The sequence below is a fragment of the Streptomyces sp. SYSU D01066-1 genome, from assembly GCF_054956795.1.
This window is the reverse complement of sequence record NZ_JBUDHV010000022.1, coordinates 97,542-112,707: the sequence shown is the minus strand read 5'-3', so window position 1 is coordinate 112,707 and position 15,166 is coordinate 97,542. Positions and strand designations below refer to the sequence as shown.

11 protein-coding genes and 1 pseudogene are annotated in these 15,166 nt (G+C 74.0%); 5 read left to right on the top strand and 7 right to left on the bottom strand.

What is annotated here, in order from left to right:
• The 4 genes and pseudogenes from ACY1JF_RS20650 to hemE all read right to left on the bottom strand — a co-directional run.
• Positions 1 to 1,552: pseudogene (locus ACY1JF_RS20650) on the bottom strand (hypothetical protein); the annotation flags it as partial.
• A complete protein-coding gene (locus tag ACY1JF_RS20645; protein WP_462706648.1) occupies positions 1,549 to 2,280 on the bottom strand; it encodes a type VII secretion system-associated protein in 732 nt (243 codons plus the stop codon). The gene ACY1JF_RS20645 and the pseudogene ACY1JF_RS20650, both read right to left, overlap by 4 nt.
• Before the next feature lie 8 nt (positions 2,281 to 2,288).
• Positions 2,289 to 3,419: a sugar-binding transcriptional regulator gene (locus ACY1JF_RS20640; protein WP_462706647.1), complete on the bottom strand. Its 1,131-nt coding sequence runs from the start codon at positions 3,417 to 3,419 to the stop codon at positions 2,289 to 2,291.
• Between the two features lie 426 nt (positions 3,420 to 3,845).
• The gene (gene hemE, locus ACY1JF_RS20635; protein ID WP_462706646.1) at positions 3,846 to 4,925 is read right to left on the bottom strand and encodes a uroporphyrinogen decarboxylase; all 1,080 of its coding nucleotides are present in this window, start codon (positions 4,923 to 4,925) and stop codon (positions 3,846 to 3,848) included.
• Between the two features lie 185 nt (positions 4,926 to 5,110).
• Here hemE and ACY1JF_RS20630 point away from each other — a divergent pair, with 185 nt between their 5' ends.
• From ACY1JF_RS20630 to ACY1JF_RS20620, 3 genes are all read left to right on the top strand, one after another.
• Positions 5,111 to 5,803: a DUF3000 domain-containing protein gene (locus ACY1JF_RS20630; RefSeq protein ID WP_462706645.1), complete on the top strand. Its 693-nt coding sequence runs from the start codon at positions 5,111 to 5,113 to the stop codon at positions 5,801 to 5,803.
• A gap of 302 nt (positions 5,804 to 6,105) precedes the next feature.
• Positions 6,106 to 6,765: a helix-turn-helix transcriptional regulator gene (locus ACY1JF_RS20625; RefSeq protein ID WP_462706644.1), complete on the top strand. Its 660-nt coding sequence runs from the start codon at positions 6,106 to 6,108 to the stop codon at positions 6,763 to 6,765.
• 165 nt (positions 6,766 to 6,930) lie between these two features.
• Positions 6,931 to 8,223, top strand: coding sequence for an HRDC domain-containing protein (locus ACY1JF_RS20620; RefSeq protein ID WP_462706643.1), 1,293 nt, complete (start codon positions 6,931 to 6,933; stop codon positions 8,221 to 8,223).
• Positions 8,224 to 8,226: 3 nt separating this feature from the next.
• On the opposite strand, the gene ACY1JF_RS20615 is transcribed toward ACY1JF_RS20620, so the two are convergent.
• Genes ACY1JF_RS20615 through ACY1JF_RS20605 form a run of 3 tightly spaced genes read right to left on the bottom strand, consistent with a single transcriptional unit; the run spans position 8,227 to position 11,332 of the window.
• Positions 8,227 to 9,066, bottom strand: a complete 840-nt coding sequence (locus ACY1JF_RS20615; protein ID WP_462706642.1) for a carbohydrate ABC transporter permease — start codon at positions 9,064 to 9,066, stop codon at positions 8,227 to 8,229.
• Complete coding sequence (locus ACY1JF_RS20610; RefSeq protein ID WP_462706641.1) at positions 9,063 to 10,016, bottom strand: carbohydrate ABC transporter permease; 954 nt, start codon at positions 10,014 to 10,016, stop codon at positions 9,063 to 9,065. Before ACY1JF_RS20610 ends, ACY1JF_RS20615 begins: the two co-directional genes overlap by 4 nt.
• Entirely contained in the window at positions 10,016 to 11,332 is a 1,317-nt protein-coding gene (locus ACY1JF_RS20605) for an ABC transporter substrate-binding protein (protein WP_462706640.1), read from the bottom strand. The genes ACY1JF_RS20610 and ACY1JF_RS20605 overlap by 1 nt, the downstream gene beginning before the upstream one ends.
• A gap of 161 nt (positions 11,333 to 11,493) precedes the next feature.
• Between ACY1JF_RS20605 and ACY1JF_RS20600 the strand changes: the two genes are divergently transcribed.
• Positions 11,494 to 14,088, top strand: a complete 2,595-nt coding sequence (locus ACY1JF_RS20600; RefSeq protein WP_462706639.1) for a glycoside hydrolase family 2 protein — start codon at positions 11,494 to 11,496, stop codon at positions 14,086 to 14,088.
• Positions 14,085 to 15,116, top strand: a complete 1,032-nt coding sequence (locus ACY1JF_RS20595; protein ID WP_462706638.1) for a LacI family DNA-binding transcriptional regulator — start codon at positions 14,085 to 14,087, stop codon at positions 15,114 to 15,116. The genes ACY1JF_RS20600 and ACY1JF_RS20595 overlap by 4 nt, the downstream gene beginning before the upstream one ends.
• Positions 15,117 to 15,166 lie beyond the last annotated feature (50 nt).

Here is a 15,166-nt window from a genome sequence, read left to right as displayed (position 1 = left end):
CGACGGCCGGTCCGGCGAGGGCCGGCGTCTGCCGCGCGGCCGGCCCGGCAGGCGCCCGCCCCGGGGCCGCCGCGCCGGGGGCGGCCGGAACGGGACGGCCAGCCGCCGGCCCGGGCCCCGGCCCCCTCCTGGGAGTGACGTAACGGATGGCCTGGACCCCGTGTTCGGCGGCCAGCCGGCGCAGTTCGCCCTCGCCCGCGGTGAGCCGCCCGCGCACCAGCAGCGTCGCCCTCGCCCTGATCCCCGAGCCGAGCCCGGCCAGCAGCCTGGCCAGCGCGGGCAGCAGGGAGTCGTCCAACGCCTTCCCCGGCACGCCCAGTTCGATGACGCAGGCGTCGGGGTCCACCGCGGACCCCGCCAGCGGCGGCCGGGGACCGTCCTGTTCCCACAGCGCGAGTCCCGACCGGGTCACCATGGCGTGCCAGCGGTCCGTCAGCCGCACGGTCCCGGACGCGTCGCCGCCGGGGATCCAGTCGGGCGGGTGGCTCTCCACCAGCCGTGGCGCGTGCACCCCGCCTTCCGCCTCGGCGGGCCGGCAGGCCACGGACGCCACGAACGGCCGCCAGCTCGGCCGGCCGTCCGTGCCCACCAGCGTCGGCCGGGGCGGCACTCCGGGCGGCGCGTGGTCGTCGAGCAGCGGCAGGCCGGTGAGCACCTCCACCTCGCCGCCCAGCAGGTCGGAGACCGACTGGCCGAGCCGCAGCAGGTCTCGGCGGCCCCCCGGCGCGAGCCGGACGCGGGACCGGTGCGCCACGGGCAGCGCGGCGAGCACGGCGGCCACCTCGTCGGCCGCGACGTCCTCCGCCCCGGGCATCCCGACCAGCACGGTGGGGCGTTCGACGTCGACCGGCACCGCGAAGCACAGGTCGTCGGGGCCCGGTGCGGGGGCCTCGGCCGGCCGCATCAGGACGCCCGCCGGTATCTGGTCCACCACACAGCCGCCGGTGGTCCGCGAGGGCACCCGGCCCAGCGCCTCCTGCCAGACGGGCTCCGGGGCCCGCGGCCCCAGTTTCCTGGGTTCCTGACCGGGTGTGAAGCGCCGCCAGCCGTGGCCCTGCGAGGAGTCCCCCTGGACGAACAGCGCGCCCCCGGGGGTGATCAGTACCGCTCCCTCCGGAGCGACGACCTCCAGCTGCCAGGCGTCGGCGATCCGGCGGGCGACGCTGGGCCGGTCCGGCCGGTCGTCGCCGGCGCCGGACATGGCCAGCCGTATCCGGCGCGTGCCCTTGGCGCGCAGGGAGTCCAGCAGGGCACCCAGCCGGCCCCAGAGTCCGGCGTCCGGTGCCCCGCCCGCGTCGGCGGCGCCGACCATCACCGTGACGACGTCCTCCTCCGCGCCGAGGGCGTGCGCCACGTCGGCGAGCGTGGCCAGCGGGAAGGAGTCGTCCTCCACCGAGCGCACCAGCAGGACCCCGTCGATCTCCTCGACGGGCAGGCCGGCGCCGGCGCTCCGGGGCCCGGCGGCGTCCGGGCCGGCGACCGGTCCGCGCGCCTCGCGCCGGGACCCGGACCTGCCGCGCCGGCCCGGGAAGGCGGACGACCAGCGGCTCACGCGTCCGCCCCCCGTGCCCGGCGGCCGTCCCCGGCCGGGTCCGTCGCCGCGCCGGCCGTCCAGTCACCGGAGGCGACGGGGACGGCGGGGGCTGCGGGGGCTGTGGGGACGGCGGGTGCCGGGCCGGCGGGGTCCGCCGGGCCGTCGCGGAGGGCGGCCCGTACGGCGTCGGGTTCGAGCGTCATGCCGGCCGGTCCGGTGGGGTTGAGGTAGAGCACGTGGCCGTCGGGGACCTGCGGCACGAGGGCGTCGACGCCCATCAGCGCGTACCCGAAGCGCCCGGCGGCGTGCAGGAAGACCGGTGAGGTGAACAGCGGGACGGCGGGGACGCCGTCCGGGGTCACCGCGGACAGCGGTCCGCCGCCGGGAGCGGTCAGGACGGCCACCTCGCGGCCGAGGAGCTCGCGGACCACCGCGTCGCCCGGCCCGTAGCCGGTCACGGCGAGCTGGACGGCCCGGTCCACCTCGTCCTCCGGCGCGGGCCAGCCGAGCGCGCCGGGCGACGGCCGGTAGTCGGGGTTGTCCTGCCATTCCTCGATCTCACCGGTCGCCCCGGACCGCCACCGGCCGACCGTGGCCCACTCGGGGGGCTTCCCCTCGCCGGACCACATCGGGTCCACCACCCCCAGCCAGTGGTCCGGACTGCGCCGGCCCGCCTCCCGGATGTCGTCCGGGACGGGCACGGCCGCCCCGTCCGCACCGGTTCGCTCGGTGCCCTGCTGGGTCATCGCTGTCCTCACTCGGTGGTTCGGGCCGGCAGCTCGGTGACGGTCGCGGGCCGCGCCCGCGGCGTGTCGTCCGGGCGGTCGGACCACAGGAGGCGGCGGGCGGTCGCCGCGTCCACGACGACGCCGGTGAGGAGGCCCGACTTCAGGACGGCGCGCAGCGCCCCGGCGGACCGCTCCCCCTCCGCGAGGCCGATCAGCTCCGGTACGCCGCGGAGCTGGGCGGCGCTGACGGAGATGACGCGGGCGTTGAACTCCGTGGGGAGGACCTGGCCGGCCGCGTCGAAGAGGTGGCCGGCCACCTCGGCGCACGCGCCGAACGCCCGGTAGGTGTCCCGTTCCCGCTCGCTCAGGGCGTCGTACACCGGCGCGGAGGCGGTCTCCCACGTCTCGACGCCGACGACGGCCTTGGTCACCCGGTCGAACTGGTGCAGCGTCTCGGCGGTGGCCGGCTGGCTGCGCAGCAGGGCGGCCGTCGGGGCGTCCGGCAGGATGAAGGGGGCGTGCAGGGGGAAGGCCCGGCCGCCGCCGGCCGCGGCGGTACGGCGGACGGCGGTGACCGCCGCGTCGGCGGCGAGGTCGGGGCCGTGCACGCCGGTCAGCTGGACCACCTGGCAGGCGGGCAGCCGGACCACGGCCTCGCTGAGCGCCTGCACCGGGCGGCTGCCGTCGAGGCCGAGGACCTCGCCCTCCTCGGTGATCTCCGAGATCAGCTGCGCGGCCGCCGCCGCGAGCCAGCGGCCGTCCTGCCGCCGGTCCGCCGGGGGCACCGCGCCGGCCGCGCTGCGGGCCGGGTCGACCACGACGCAGTGCCGCAGTCCGAAACGGGACGCCAGGGTCCGGGCGAGCGGGACGTCGAGTTCCGCCGGGACGGTGATGTCGATCCGCACGATGTCGTGCGCCACGGCGGCCTCCAGGAGGCGGGCCACCTTGAAGCGGCTGATGCCGAACTCCCGGGCGATGTCCACCTTCGACTGGTTGTCGAGGTAGAAGCGTCTGGCGACGGACGCGGCGAGGAGGGTGTCGACCGGCGCGGAAGCGGCCTGCGCCGCGCCGGCCCCGCCCAGGGCGTCCCGTTGCGGCCGCACCGTCCGGGAGGCGTGCCGTGCGGCGCGCGTACGGGGCGTGTTGTCGGCTAGCAACCCGCCGGGTCCTTTCATCGGATGCGAACGGCACGGTCGCGCGTTCACGAGGACGGGCCGCGGCCGACGCGCCGCACGCGCGCGGTGCCCCGCCTCCACGATGAGGCGGACCACAGGGGGGTGCGGCATGGAGGGCGTGGCATGCGGCCGGATGGCGTGAGTGGCCAGAGGGCCAGAACCACATTCTTGTGTCTGCCGGGACGCGGGCAATCGTGGAACACCACGAGATCGACCACGAGAACGACCACGGGAACGATCACGGGAACGGCCGCGCGCGGCCGGCGCGGAGGCGGCGGGGCGCGTACGGGCGGGGCCGGGCGGAAGCCGCAGAACCGGACACAAGCCCGACGCGGCCACCCTATCGCCCGGCCCGGTTCGCCGGCCGTTCACTTCCGGCCGTCGTCGTGGGGCGTGGGGCGTACGGGGTCAGCGCGAGGTGTGCGTGTGCACGTACTCCACGAGGCGGGTCAGCGCGTCGGGGTCGGTGGCCGGCAGGACGCCGTGGCCGAGGTTGAAGACGTGGCCCTCCAGCCCCTCGGCGGCGGCGAGGATCTCGCCGGTCTTGGCCTCGACGGCCTCGCGGGAGGAGAAGAGGACGGCCGGGTCCAGGTTGCCCTGGAGCGCCTTGCCGGGGCCGACGCGGCGGGCGGCCTCGTCCAGCGGGACCCGCCAGTCGACGCCGACCACGTCCGCGCCGGCCTCGCCCAGCAGGCCGAGGAGTTCGCCGGTGCCGACGCCGAAGTGGATGCGCGGGACGCCGTAGCCGGCGACGGCGTCGAAGACCTTGGCGGAGGCGGGCAGCACCGAGCGGCGGTAGTCGGCCGGGGCGAGGGCGCCGACCCAGGAGTCGAAGAGCTGGACGGCGCTGGCGCCCGCCTCGATCTGCACCTTCAGGAAGGCGCCGGTGATCTCGGCGAGGCGGTCGAGCAGGTCGGCCCACAGCCGCGGGTCGCCGTACATCATCGCCTTGGTGTGCTCGTGGTTGCGGGACGGGCCGCCCTCCACGAGGTAGCTGGCGAGGGTGAAGGGGGCGCCCGCGAAGCCGATCAGCGGGGTCTCGCCGAGTTCGGCGGCGAGCAGACCGATCGCCTCGGTGACGTAGGACACGTCCTCGGGGGTCAGGTCGCGCAGCCGGGCCAGGTCGGCACGGGTGCGGACCGGGTTCTCGACGACCGGGCCGACGCCGGGCTTGATGTCGAGGTCGATACCGATCGCCTTGAGCGGGACGACGATGTCGCTGAAGTAGATCGCCGCGTCCACCCCGTGCCGGCGGACCGGCTGGAGGGTGATCTCGGCGACCAGCTCGGGCCGCATGCAGGACTCCAGCATGGGGATGCCCTCGCGCACCTTGCGGTACTCCGGCAGCGAGCGTCCGGCCTGGCGCATGAACCACACGGGCGTGTGCGGCACCGGTTCACGCCTGCACGCCTTGAGGAAGGCGGAGTCGTACGTGGCGGCCGGCGGCTGACCCGCGGGGCTCTGGTCGGGGCTCTGGTTGGCACTCACGACGGAAAGTCTCGCACGCCCCGGCGACCGTCCCGGACCGCGGGGCACGCCGGGGCGGGCGGCCCGGCCGCCGCGCCGGACCGTGCGCCGCCCTCCCCCGTCCGTGCGCCGCGTGATCCTGACATCGCGCCCCGTCGCGGGTGTCCTCCCCGCGCCGGGGCCCCGTTCCCCTTAACCTTCCCCGCATGGCTGCGGCTCAGGGACGACTGTCGGACGGCGCTGGAGGAACGGACCCGTCCAAGGACAACGACGACAAGGACGGTGCGGACGGCGTCGGACATCCGGGGAGTACGGCTCCGCTGCCGTTCCGGGCCGCCGTCGACGCGTTGCGGGCGACGCGGCCGCGCCCGCAGGTCGAGGTGGAGGCGACCCGCCCGCCGCAGCGGCTGGCGCCGTACGCGTACGCGCTGGAGGCCGCGGTCGTCGACGGCGAGGAGGACCTGGCGGACGGGCGCCTGGTGCTGCTGTACGACCCGGCCGGGCACGACGCCTGGCAGGGCACCTTCCGGCTGGTGACCCTGGTGCGCGCGGAGCTGGAGCCGGAGCTGGCCGCCGACCCGCTGCTGCCGGAGGTGTGCTGGACCTGGCTCACCGGCGCCCTGGAGGGACGCGGGCTCTCCTACGGCGAGGCCGCCGGCACGGTGACGCGCGCCAGCTCGCACCACTTCGGCGGCCTGTCCGCGCGCCCCGCCGCCTCGCAGATCGAGATCCGCGCCTCCTGGACCCCGCGCGAGGGCCTGGGCGGGGTGCCGGACACCGCCGCGCACCTGGGCGCCTGGTGCGATCTGCTGGCCCAGGTCGGCGGGTTGCCGCCGGCCGGTCCGGGCGACGCGTCGGTGGTGACGCTGCCCCAGCGCCGGGGGCCGCGTCCTCGCTAGCCGGGAGTGCGGGACGGAGGGTACGGCAGCAGCCGTGCCCTCCGTTCTTTTTCTCCCTAACCGGTCAGGTCACTTTGTCGATACGGCCACTTTCGGGCGCGTAACGACGCAGAACGAAACCGTCCGGTCTTCGAGCGATCGACCGCTTGTCCGAATTGTTCGGATTGTTACTCACCGGATCGTGATCGTTCTCTAAAGGAGGACAGGTTCGGTGCCGAAGACGACAGTGACCTTGAAAGCACGGTTCGTCCCGGCTTCTTCCCCATGAGCCGGCCCCGTCGTCCCCGCACCCAGGAGGCCTGGTGTCCGTTCTCCTCGAGCAGCCCGCAAGCCTGGTCGCCTACCGCCCGAACAAGCCGACCGCCATGGTGGTCGTGGCCGACCCCCGCGTCCGTTCCACCGTCACCCGCCACCTGTGGGCGCTCGGTGTGCGCGACGTCATCGAGGCCTCGTCCGTCGCGGAGGCTCGTCCCCGCATCGGCACCCCCCGCGACATCTGCGTCGCCGACGTCCATCTCCCCGACGGCTCCGGCCTGACCCTGCTGTCCGAGACCCGCGCCGCGGGCTGGCCCAACGGCCTCGCCCTCTCCGCGGCCGATGACATCGGCGCGGTGCGCAACGCCCTCGCCGGCGGCGTCAAGGGCTACGTCGTCACGGGCACCCGCACCAACATCGGGCTCCCCATCCGGCCCGGTGCCGCCCCCATCGGCGCCGCCGCCCGCCTCCACCGCCGCCCCCCGGGTGCCCCGAGCCACCCGGGCGGCTACCGCGAGCTGTCCGGCCGTGAGGTCGAGGTGCTGCGCCTGGTCGCGGAGGGCCAATCCAACAAGGCGATCGGCGTCTCCATGGGCCTGTCCGCCCTGACCGTCAAGAGCCACCTCGCCCGCATCGCCCGCAAGCTGGGCACCGGCGACCGCGCCGGCATGGTCGCGGTCGCCCTGCGCACCGGCATCATCCACTGACCCGCCCCGCCTCCCGCGTCCCCCCGCTGACCCGCCCCGCCTCCCGCATCTTCCGCTGACCCGCCCCGCCTTCCGCATCCCAGCTGACCTGAATACGACCCCCCGGTGCCCGCCGACGGAACGTTCCGTCGGCGGGTGTCGCGCATCCACGGATACCCTTGACAGGTGACCGACGCCCACGAAACCGCAGCAGGCCGTGCACCGCGCACCACCAAAGGCGCCCCTCCGGACGAGACCGGAACTTCTGTCACGGAGGTCGCGGAGACGCCGGTCCCCTTGCTTGAGCCCCGGGAGGGCATTCCGCCGGTGATCGCCGACGCGGCGGCGCTCGCCGAGGTGACCGCCGCCTTCGCGGCCGGGTCCGGGCCCGTCGCCGTCGACGCCGAGCGCGCCTCCGGCTACCGCTACGGTCAGCGCGCCTATCTGGTCCAGCTGCGTCGCGAGGGTGCCGGGAGCGCCCTGATCGACCCGGTGGCCTGCCCCGACCTGTCCGGGCTCGGCGACGCGCTGCGGGACGCCGAGTGGGTGCTGCACGCCGCCACCCAGGACCTGCCCTGTCTGCGGGAGATAGGGATGGTGCCGACGCGGCTGTTCGACACCGAGCTGGCCGGGCGGCTCGCCGGGTTCCCCCGGGTCGGTCTCGGCGCGATGGTCGAGAGCGTCCTCGGCTTCGTCCTGGAGAAGGGCCACTCCGCCGTCGACTGGTCCACCCGCCCGCTGCCCGAGCCCTGGCTGCGCTACGCCGCCCTCGACGTGGAGCTGCTGGTCGACCTGCGGGACGCGCTGGAGAAGGAGCTGGACCGGCAGGGCAAGCTGGAGTGGGCCCGGCAGGAGTTCGACGCCATCGCCTCCGCCCCGCCGCCCGAGCCCCGCAAGGACCCCTGGCGCCGCACCTCCGGCATGCACAAGGTGCGCCGGCGCCGGCAGCTCGCCGTCGTCCGGGAGCTGTGGCGGACCCGGGACCGCGTCGCCCAGCGCCGGGACGTTTCGCCGGGCAAGGTGATCGGGGACGCGGCCATCGTCGAGGCCGCCCTCGCGCTGCCGCCCAACGTGCACGCGCTGGCCCAGCTGAGCGGCTTCGGACGGGTCAACCGCCGGCAGCTGGAGCAGTGGCAGGCCGCGGTGGACCGGGCGAAGGCGCTGCCGGAGTCCGAGCTTCCGCAGCCGGGGCAGCCGGTGACCGGTCCCCCGCCGCCGCGCGCCTGGGCCGACAAGGACCCGGCCGCCGCGGCCCGGCTCTCCGCGGCGCGGGCCGCGATCACGGCCCTGGCCGAGGAGCTGGCCATGCCGCAGGAGAACCTGATCACCCCGGACACCGTGCGCCGGGTCTGCTGGGAGCCCCCGGCCGTGGTCGACGCCGGGTCGGTGGCCGCGGCGCTGGCCGCGCACGGGGCCCGGCCCTGGCAGGTGGAGCAGGTGACGCCCGTGCTGGTGACGGCGCTGGTGAAGGAGTCCTGATCCTCACTTCGTCGCCCCGCGCGTGAAGCCGTTGTAGATGAACCGCTGGAGGAAGAGGAAGACGATCAGCGTCGGCAGGATGACCAGTACCGCGCCTGCCGAGATCGTCTCCCAGTGCGCCCCGAAGGGCCCCTTGAAGCGGAACAGCGACGTCGAGATCACGCCAAGATCCTCGGAGGGCAGATAGAGGAACGGGATGTAGAAGTCGTTGTAGACGGTGATGCCCTTGACGATGACGACGGTCGCGACCGCGGGCCTCAGCAGCGGAAGGATGATCCTCCAGTAGATCGTGAAGGCACCCGCGCCCTCCACCCGGGCCGCCTCGTCCAGGGAGACCGGGATGGACCGGATGAACTGCAGGAAGATGTAGATCGACACGATGTCCGTGCCCATGTGGAGCAGGACCGGCGCCCACAGGCTGTCGAACATGCCGAGGCTGTTGACGATCTGGAAGGTCGCCACCTGGGTGGTGACCCCCGGGACCAGCGCGGCCACCAGGAACAGCGCCAGTACCGCCTTCCTCATGCGGAAGGTGAAGCGGTCGATCGCGTACGCCGCCATCGACCCGATCAGCACCGTCCCGCCGATGGCGAAGAGCAGCACGAAGGCGGTGTTGCCGAAGGCCCTGAGCATCCGGCCGTCCCGGAACGCGGTCACGTAGTTGTCGAGGTGGAGGAGGCTGTCGGGCAGGGCCAGCGCGCCCGAGCCGTCGGCCATCTCCCTCGACGTCTTCAGCGAGGTCAGCAGGACGACGACGAGCGGCAGCAGGACGACCAGGGTCGCGACGGCCAGCGACAGGTACACCAGCGCGCGGGCCACGGCTCGGCGGGTCGTACCGGTCATAGGGGCTCCGCCTTCCGCTCGGGTTTGCGGTCCGGGTCGTCGGGGACCAGGCGCCGCTGCACCCAGGTCACCGCCAGGACGATCAGCAGCAGCACGACGGCCGCCGCCGAGGCGAGCCCCGTCTTGTTGAACTGGAACGCCAGCTTCACCGTCTGGATCACGAAGGTCTCGGTGCCGGTCGCCCCGCCGGTCATGATGTACGGGATCTCGAAGACCGACAGCGAGCCGGAGACCGAGAGGATCACGGTCAGTCCGATCACCGGCCGGATGCTCGGCGCGATGATGTGCCGGAACTGCTGCCACCGGTTGGCCCCGTCCAGTTCGGCCGCCTCGTACAGCTCTCCCGAAACGGACTGGATCGCGCCCAGGAAGAGGACGAAGTTCAGGCCCGTGTAGCGCCAGACCGACACCCCGGCGAGCGAGACGTTGGCCGACGTCGGCGTCCCGAGCCAGGCGTGGTCGCCGTCGTGACCGAAGAGGCCCAGCACCGAGTCGAGGGTGCCGCCGTCCTGGAAGAAGTACAGGAAGACGAAGCCGATGGCGACGCCGTTGATCAGGTACGGGAAGAACAGCACGCCCTTGAAGAAGTTCCGGAAGCGCACGTCGAAGCTCAGCACCGTCGCGAAGTACAGCGCGGCGGCGATCTGGACGACGGAGGCGGCGAGGTAGTAGCCGCTGACGAAGAAGACCCGGAAGAGGTCCTCGCGGGTGAAGATCTCCGCGTAGTTGCCGGCGCCGGTGAAGTGCAGCTCGGGGCTGACGCCGTCCCAGTCGGTGAAGCTGTACGCGACCATGTTGGCGATCGGCGCGTAGGTGAAGACGATCAGCAGGGCGAGCGGGGCGAGCAGGAACAGCCAGGGGGCGGGGGTCCACCGGCGGCGGCGCGGGCGCGGGGCGGGGACGGGGGCCGAAACAGGTGCCCGTGCCGTCCTCGGGGTGGTGTCCGTCATCAGGAACCCGCCGTCTTCCGGGCCGCGTTCCACTTCTCGCTGAGCTGCTCGAAGAAGCTGTCCAGGTCGCCGTCGGCCGCGCCCCGGGCCAGGTCGACGAGGTCCTGGCGGTAGTCGGGCTGGTAGATGCCGACCTCGGAGGCGTTGTCGATGGCCTTCACCTCGGCGCCCTTGGAGTCGTCGAGGTCGATGAGCTCGACGCCCGCCTCCTGGTACGGCTCCAGCAGGTCGGGCAGCGGGGCGTCCTTGAGCGGGGAGAGCGCCAGGTCGGCCGCCGCGTAGCCGGACTTGTCGGTGAACCAGTCGATCCAGGCGCGGGCGGCCTCCTTGTGCTCGGAGTGCACGTTGACGGCCTGCTGGTAGTCGGGCGAGGTCACCGCGCAGAACGTGCCGTCCTTCTGCGCCGGGAACGGCATGAACCCGATGTCGTCCGGATCGGTGCCCGCCTCCCGGGCCGCCTGCCGCATCTGGATCACGGCCCAGGAGCCGAGCCACATGGTGGCGATCTCGCCCTTGGCCAGCTTCGGCTTGGAGCTCTCCCAGTTGGTGGTGGTCGGGTCCTTCTCGGCCAGCCCGGCGCTGACGATGTCGTGCAGCAGGGTGTCGCCCACCCGCAGGTCGGCGCCCTCGGCCCACGGGTCGCCCTCGGCGAGCCTGCCGGTGGCCCGGGGGTCGCAGCTGACCGAGCCGTTGACGTTGGTCCACTGGGTCAGCGGCCACATGTCCTTGAAGTTGGTGTAGTAGGGCACGGCGTCGGTCCTCGCCCCGACGGCCTCCAGGTCGTCGAGGAACTCGGCCGGGGTGGTGGGCCAGTCGGTGACGCCGGCCTGCCGCCAGACCCGCTTGTTGTAGACCATGCCCGGGACGACGCCGACCGGGCTCTGCCCGTAGACCTCGCCGTCGACGGTGGAGTAACCGGTGAAGCGGTACTTCCGCGACAGCTCGTCCTGGCTGCCCAGGGAGGCGAAGAAGCGCGGGTAGTCCTTCTTCTGCACGACGGCCGGGATCATCAGGACGTCGCCGTAGTCCTCCGTGTTCATGCGGATCTTGACCTCGCCCTCGTAGTCGGTGAGGCCGTCGAACTCGACCTTCACCTTCGGGTAGGTCCGGTTGAACTCGGCTGCGTACTTCTTCATCGTCCCGTCCTGCACCAGGTCGGTCCGGTGGGTGAGGACCGTGATGGTCCCGGAGACGTTCGCCGGGTCGCCGGGCGCCTCGGCGTCCGCGCCCTCGGAACTCCCCCCGGTGCCCGTGCAGGCCGAGACCAGCAGGGCGAGGAGGGCGATCGATCCGGCGGTGACCTTGCGGCGGTTCATGTGCACCAGCTCCGTTTCGGGCGGACGAGCACGGATGTGGTTGGCCGGTTCCGCACTCTGACAGCGCGTACTGAACCGGTAAAGTCCCGTTTCCGCCAACACTGCTCAGAACACGTGATCGTCCGTACGACCGTCGTCGTGAACCGGTTAAGGGAGTCCGCATGCTTCAGGCGACACCGCTCACCGAGGGCTGGACCCTGCGGCACCGCGACGGCGCGCTGCCGGCCGCGGTGCCGGGCTGTGTGCACACCGATCTGCTGGCGGCGGGGCTGATCCCGGACCCGTTCCTGGACCGCAACGAGGCCGAGGTGGCGTGGGTGGGCCGCCGGGAGTGGACGTACGAGCGCGTCCTCGACGCGGGCTTCGGGCACGAGCAGACCGACCTGGTCTTCGAGGGCCTGGACACCGTCGCGCAGATCCTGCTGGACGGCCGGCCGCTGGGGCGGACCCGGAACATGCACCGCTCCCACCGCTTCGACGTCACCGGGCTGAGCGGGCGCCTCACCGTGCGGTTCGCCTCCGCGTACGCCGAGGCCGAGGCGGTGCGGGGGAGGACGGGCGAGCGTCCGGCCGCGTACGCCGAGCCCTACCAGTACGTGCGCAAGATGGCCTGCTCCTTCGGGTGGGACTGGGGGCCGACCCTGGTGACGGCCGGGATCTGGCGGCCGGTCCGTCTGGAGCACTGGTCGACGGCCCGCCTCGCCCGGGTCCGCCCGCTGGTCACCGTCGAGGACGGCACCGGTGACGTCGAACTCCGCGTCGACGTCGAGCGCGCCCGCGTGGAGGCACCGCTCACCGTCGAGGCGCGCGTCGGCCCGGTCACCGCCCGCGCCGGACTCGACGGCACCTGCGGCACCGTACGGCTGCGGGTGCCGGAGGTGCGGCTGTGGTGGCCGCGCGGGTACGGGGAACAGGCCCTGTACGACGTCGAGCTGACGTTGCTGCACGGGGAGGTGCCGCTGGACGTGTGGCGGCGGCGGATCGGGTTCCGGACGGTGGAGCTGGACACCTCGGCCGACGCGCACGGCACCGGCTTCACCCTGGCCGTCAACGGGGAGCGGCTGTTCGCGCGGGGCGTCAACTGGATCCCCGACGACGTCTTCCCCTCCCGCGTCACCCAGGAGCGCTACCGGGAGCGGCTGGCGCAGGCGGCCGGGGCCGGCGTGGACCTGGTGCGGGTCTGGGGCGGCGGGATCTACGAGAGCGAGGACTTCTACGACGCCTGCGACGAACTGGGGCTGCTGGTCTGGCAGGACTTCCCGTTCGCCTGCGCCGCCTACCCCGAGGAGCAGCCGCTGCGGGGCGAGGTGGAGGCCGAGGCGCGGGAGAACGTCGTGCGGCTGATGCCGCACCCCTCGCTGGTGCTGTGGAACGGCAACAACGAGAACCTGTGGGGGTTCCGGGACTGGGGGTGGGAGCCGCGGCTGGCCGGGGAGTCGTGGGGCGAGGGGTACTACCTCGGGCTGCTGCCGCGCGTGGTCGCGGAACTGGACCCGACGCGGCCGTACACGGCGGGCAGTCCGTGGTCCGGGTCCTGGCACCACCACCCCAACGACCCGGCGCACGGCACGCACCACTCCTGGGAGGTGTGGAACCGGGAGGACTACGCGGCGTACGGGGCGGACGTGCCCCGGTTCGTGGCCGAGTTCGGCTGGCAGGCGCCGCCCGCGTACGCCACGCTGCGGCGCGCGCTGCCCGGTGAGGCGCTCGCGCCGGACTCCCCCGGGATGCTGCACCACCAGAAGGCCGAGGACGGCAACGGCAAGCTGGAGCGCGGGCTGGAGCGGCACTTCGTACCGCCGAAGGACGGTGACTTCGACCGGTGGCACTACCTGACCCAGGTCAACCAGGCCCGCGCGGTCGCCGCCGGGATCGAGCACTGGCGGTCGCACTGGCCGGTGTGCGCGGGGACGGTGGTGTGGCAGCTCAACGACTGCTGGCCGGTGACCAGTTGGTCCGCGATCGACGGGGACGGCCGGGAGAAGCCGCTCTACCACGAGCTGCGGCGGCTGTACGCGGACCGGCTGCTGGTCCTGCGCGACGGGGAGCTGGCCGTGGTGAACCAGGCCGGCGGGGAGTGGACGGGCACGGTGGTGCTGCGCCGGATGTCGGTCGGGGGCGCGGTGCTGGCGCGGGCGGAGGTGCCGTTCGCGGTGGCGCGGCGGGCGGTGGGGCGCGTCCCGGTCCCCGAGGGGCTGGACCCCGTCGGGCCCGGGGAGTTCCTGGTCGCGGACGCGGGCGCGGGCTCAGGCGCGGGTGCGGGCACGGACTCAGGCACGGGGACGGGGACAGGGACGGGCTCAGGTGCGGGCACGGGCTCAGACACGGGGACGGGCACGGACTCAGGCACGGGGACGGGGACGGGCTCAGGTGCGGGCACGGACTCAGGTGCGGGCACGGACTCAGACACGGGGACGGGCTCAGGTGCGGGCAGGGGCACGGACTCAGGCGCGGGCTCAGGCGCGGGTGCGGGCGAGTGGCGTGCCCTGCGCTTCCCCGCGGCCGACCGTGACATCCCCTACGTACACCCGGAGTTCGACGTCGCCCTCGCGCCCGGTGGTGTCACGGTGACCGCCCGCACCCTGGTCCGGGACCTGCTGCTGCAGGCCGACCGGCTGGATCCGGCCGCCCGGGCCGACCGGGGGCTGGTCACCCTGCTGCCCGGCGAGAGCGTGACCATCGGCGTGCGCGGCTGGCGGACCCCGAACGCGCACGCCGCCCGATCGGCCCTGTACTGCCTGGAGCCCCCTCGATGACCAGCCCCCGCGTCACCATCAAGGACGTCGCCGCCCGCGCCGGCGTGTCCAAGGGGGCGGTGTCCCTCGCCTTCAACCACAAGCCGGGCCTCTCGGAGGCGACGCGGGACAGGATCTTCCGGGCCGCGCGGGAACTGGGCTGGGCGCCGGACCCCACCGCCCGGACGCTGGCGGGATCGCGGGTGGACGTGGTGGGGCTGGCGGTCTGCCGGCCCGCCCGGCTGCTCGGCCTGGAACCGTTCTACATGGAGTTCGTCTCCGGCGTGGAGAGCGTCCTGACGGAGCACTCCTGCTCGCTGCTGCTGCGGCTGGTGCGCGGCGTGGAGGAGGAGGCGGGGCTGCTGGAGTCCTGGTGGCGGGGGCGGCGGATCGGCGGGGCGATCCTGGTCGACTTCCGGGACGGGGACCTTCGGGTGGAGCCGGTGGAGCGGCTCGGCATACCGGCGGTCGCGGTCGGGCACCCCTCGCTGACCGGCTCGCTCACCTCCGTGTGGACCGACGACGCCCGCGCGGTGACCGAGGCGGTGCGCTACCTCGCGGCGCTCGGGCACCGGCGGATCGCCCGGGTCGGCGGCGCGGCGGCGCTCGGGCACACCTCGATCCGCACGGCGGCCTTCGACACGGCGGCGCGGGCGCTGGGGCTGGCCGGGGCGCTGCAGGTCGCCACGGACTTCTCGGGGGAGGCGGGGGCGCGGGCCACCCGGTCGCTGCTGGCGGCGGCGCCCGCGGACCGGCCGACGGCGGTGGTGTACGACAACGACATCATGGCGGTGGCGGGGCTGTCGGTGGCCGCGGAGATGGGGCTGCGGGTGCCGGCGGACGTGTCGCTGCTGGCCTGGGACGACTCGCAGCTGTGCCGGCTGACGCATCCGACGCTGTCGGCGATGAGCCATGACGTGCACGGTTTCGGAGCGGAGGTGGCCCGGACGCTGTTCGAGGTCATCGCCGGGAAGGGGGCCGAGTCGCACCCGGTGCCCACCCCGGTGCTGACGCCGCGCGGCTCAACCGCTCCCCCCGAACAGGTGTGACCTGCGCCGCTGTACCCCCGGGGACTGGGCAGTTACGTTACTGGTAAGTA

What these genes read in the sequence shown, in the direction of transcription:
- ACY1JF_RS20645 (WP_462706648.1), bottom strand. Translation starts at nt 2,280, where the DNA reads ATGACCCAGCAGGGCACCGAGCGAACCGGTGCGGACGGGGCGGCCGTG.
- ACY1JF_RS20630 (WP_462706645.1), top strand. Translation starts at nt 5,111, where the DNA reads ATGGCTGCGGCTCAGGGACGACTGTCGGACGGCGCTGGAGGAACGGAC.
- ACY1JF_RS20615 (WP_462706642.1), bottom strand. Translation starts at nt 9,066, where the DNA reads ATGACCGGTACGACCCGCCGAGCCGTGGCCCGCGCGCTGGTGTACCTG.
- ACY1JF_RS20610 (WP_462706641.1), bottom strand. Translation starts at nt 10,016, where the DNA reads ATGACGGACACCACCCCGAGGACGGCACGGGCACCTGTTTCGGCCCCC.
- ACY1JF_RS20605 (WP_462706640.1), bottom strand. Translation starts at nt 11,332, where the DNA reads ATGAACCGCCGCAAGGTCACCGCCGGATCGATCGCCCTCCTCGCCCTG.
- ACY1JF_RS20600 (WP_462706639.1), top strand. Translation starts at nt 11,494, where the DNA reads ATGCTTCAGGCGACACCGCTCACCGAGGGCTGGACCCTGCGGCACCGC.
- ACY1JF_RS20595 (WP_462706638.1), top strand. Translation starts at nt 14,085, where the DNA reads ATGACCAGCCCCCGCGTCACCATCAAGGACGTCGCCGCCCGCGCCGGC.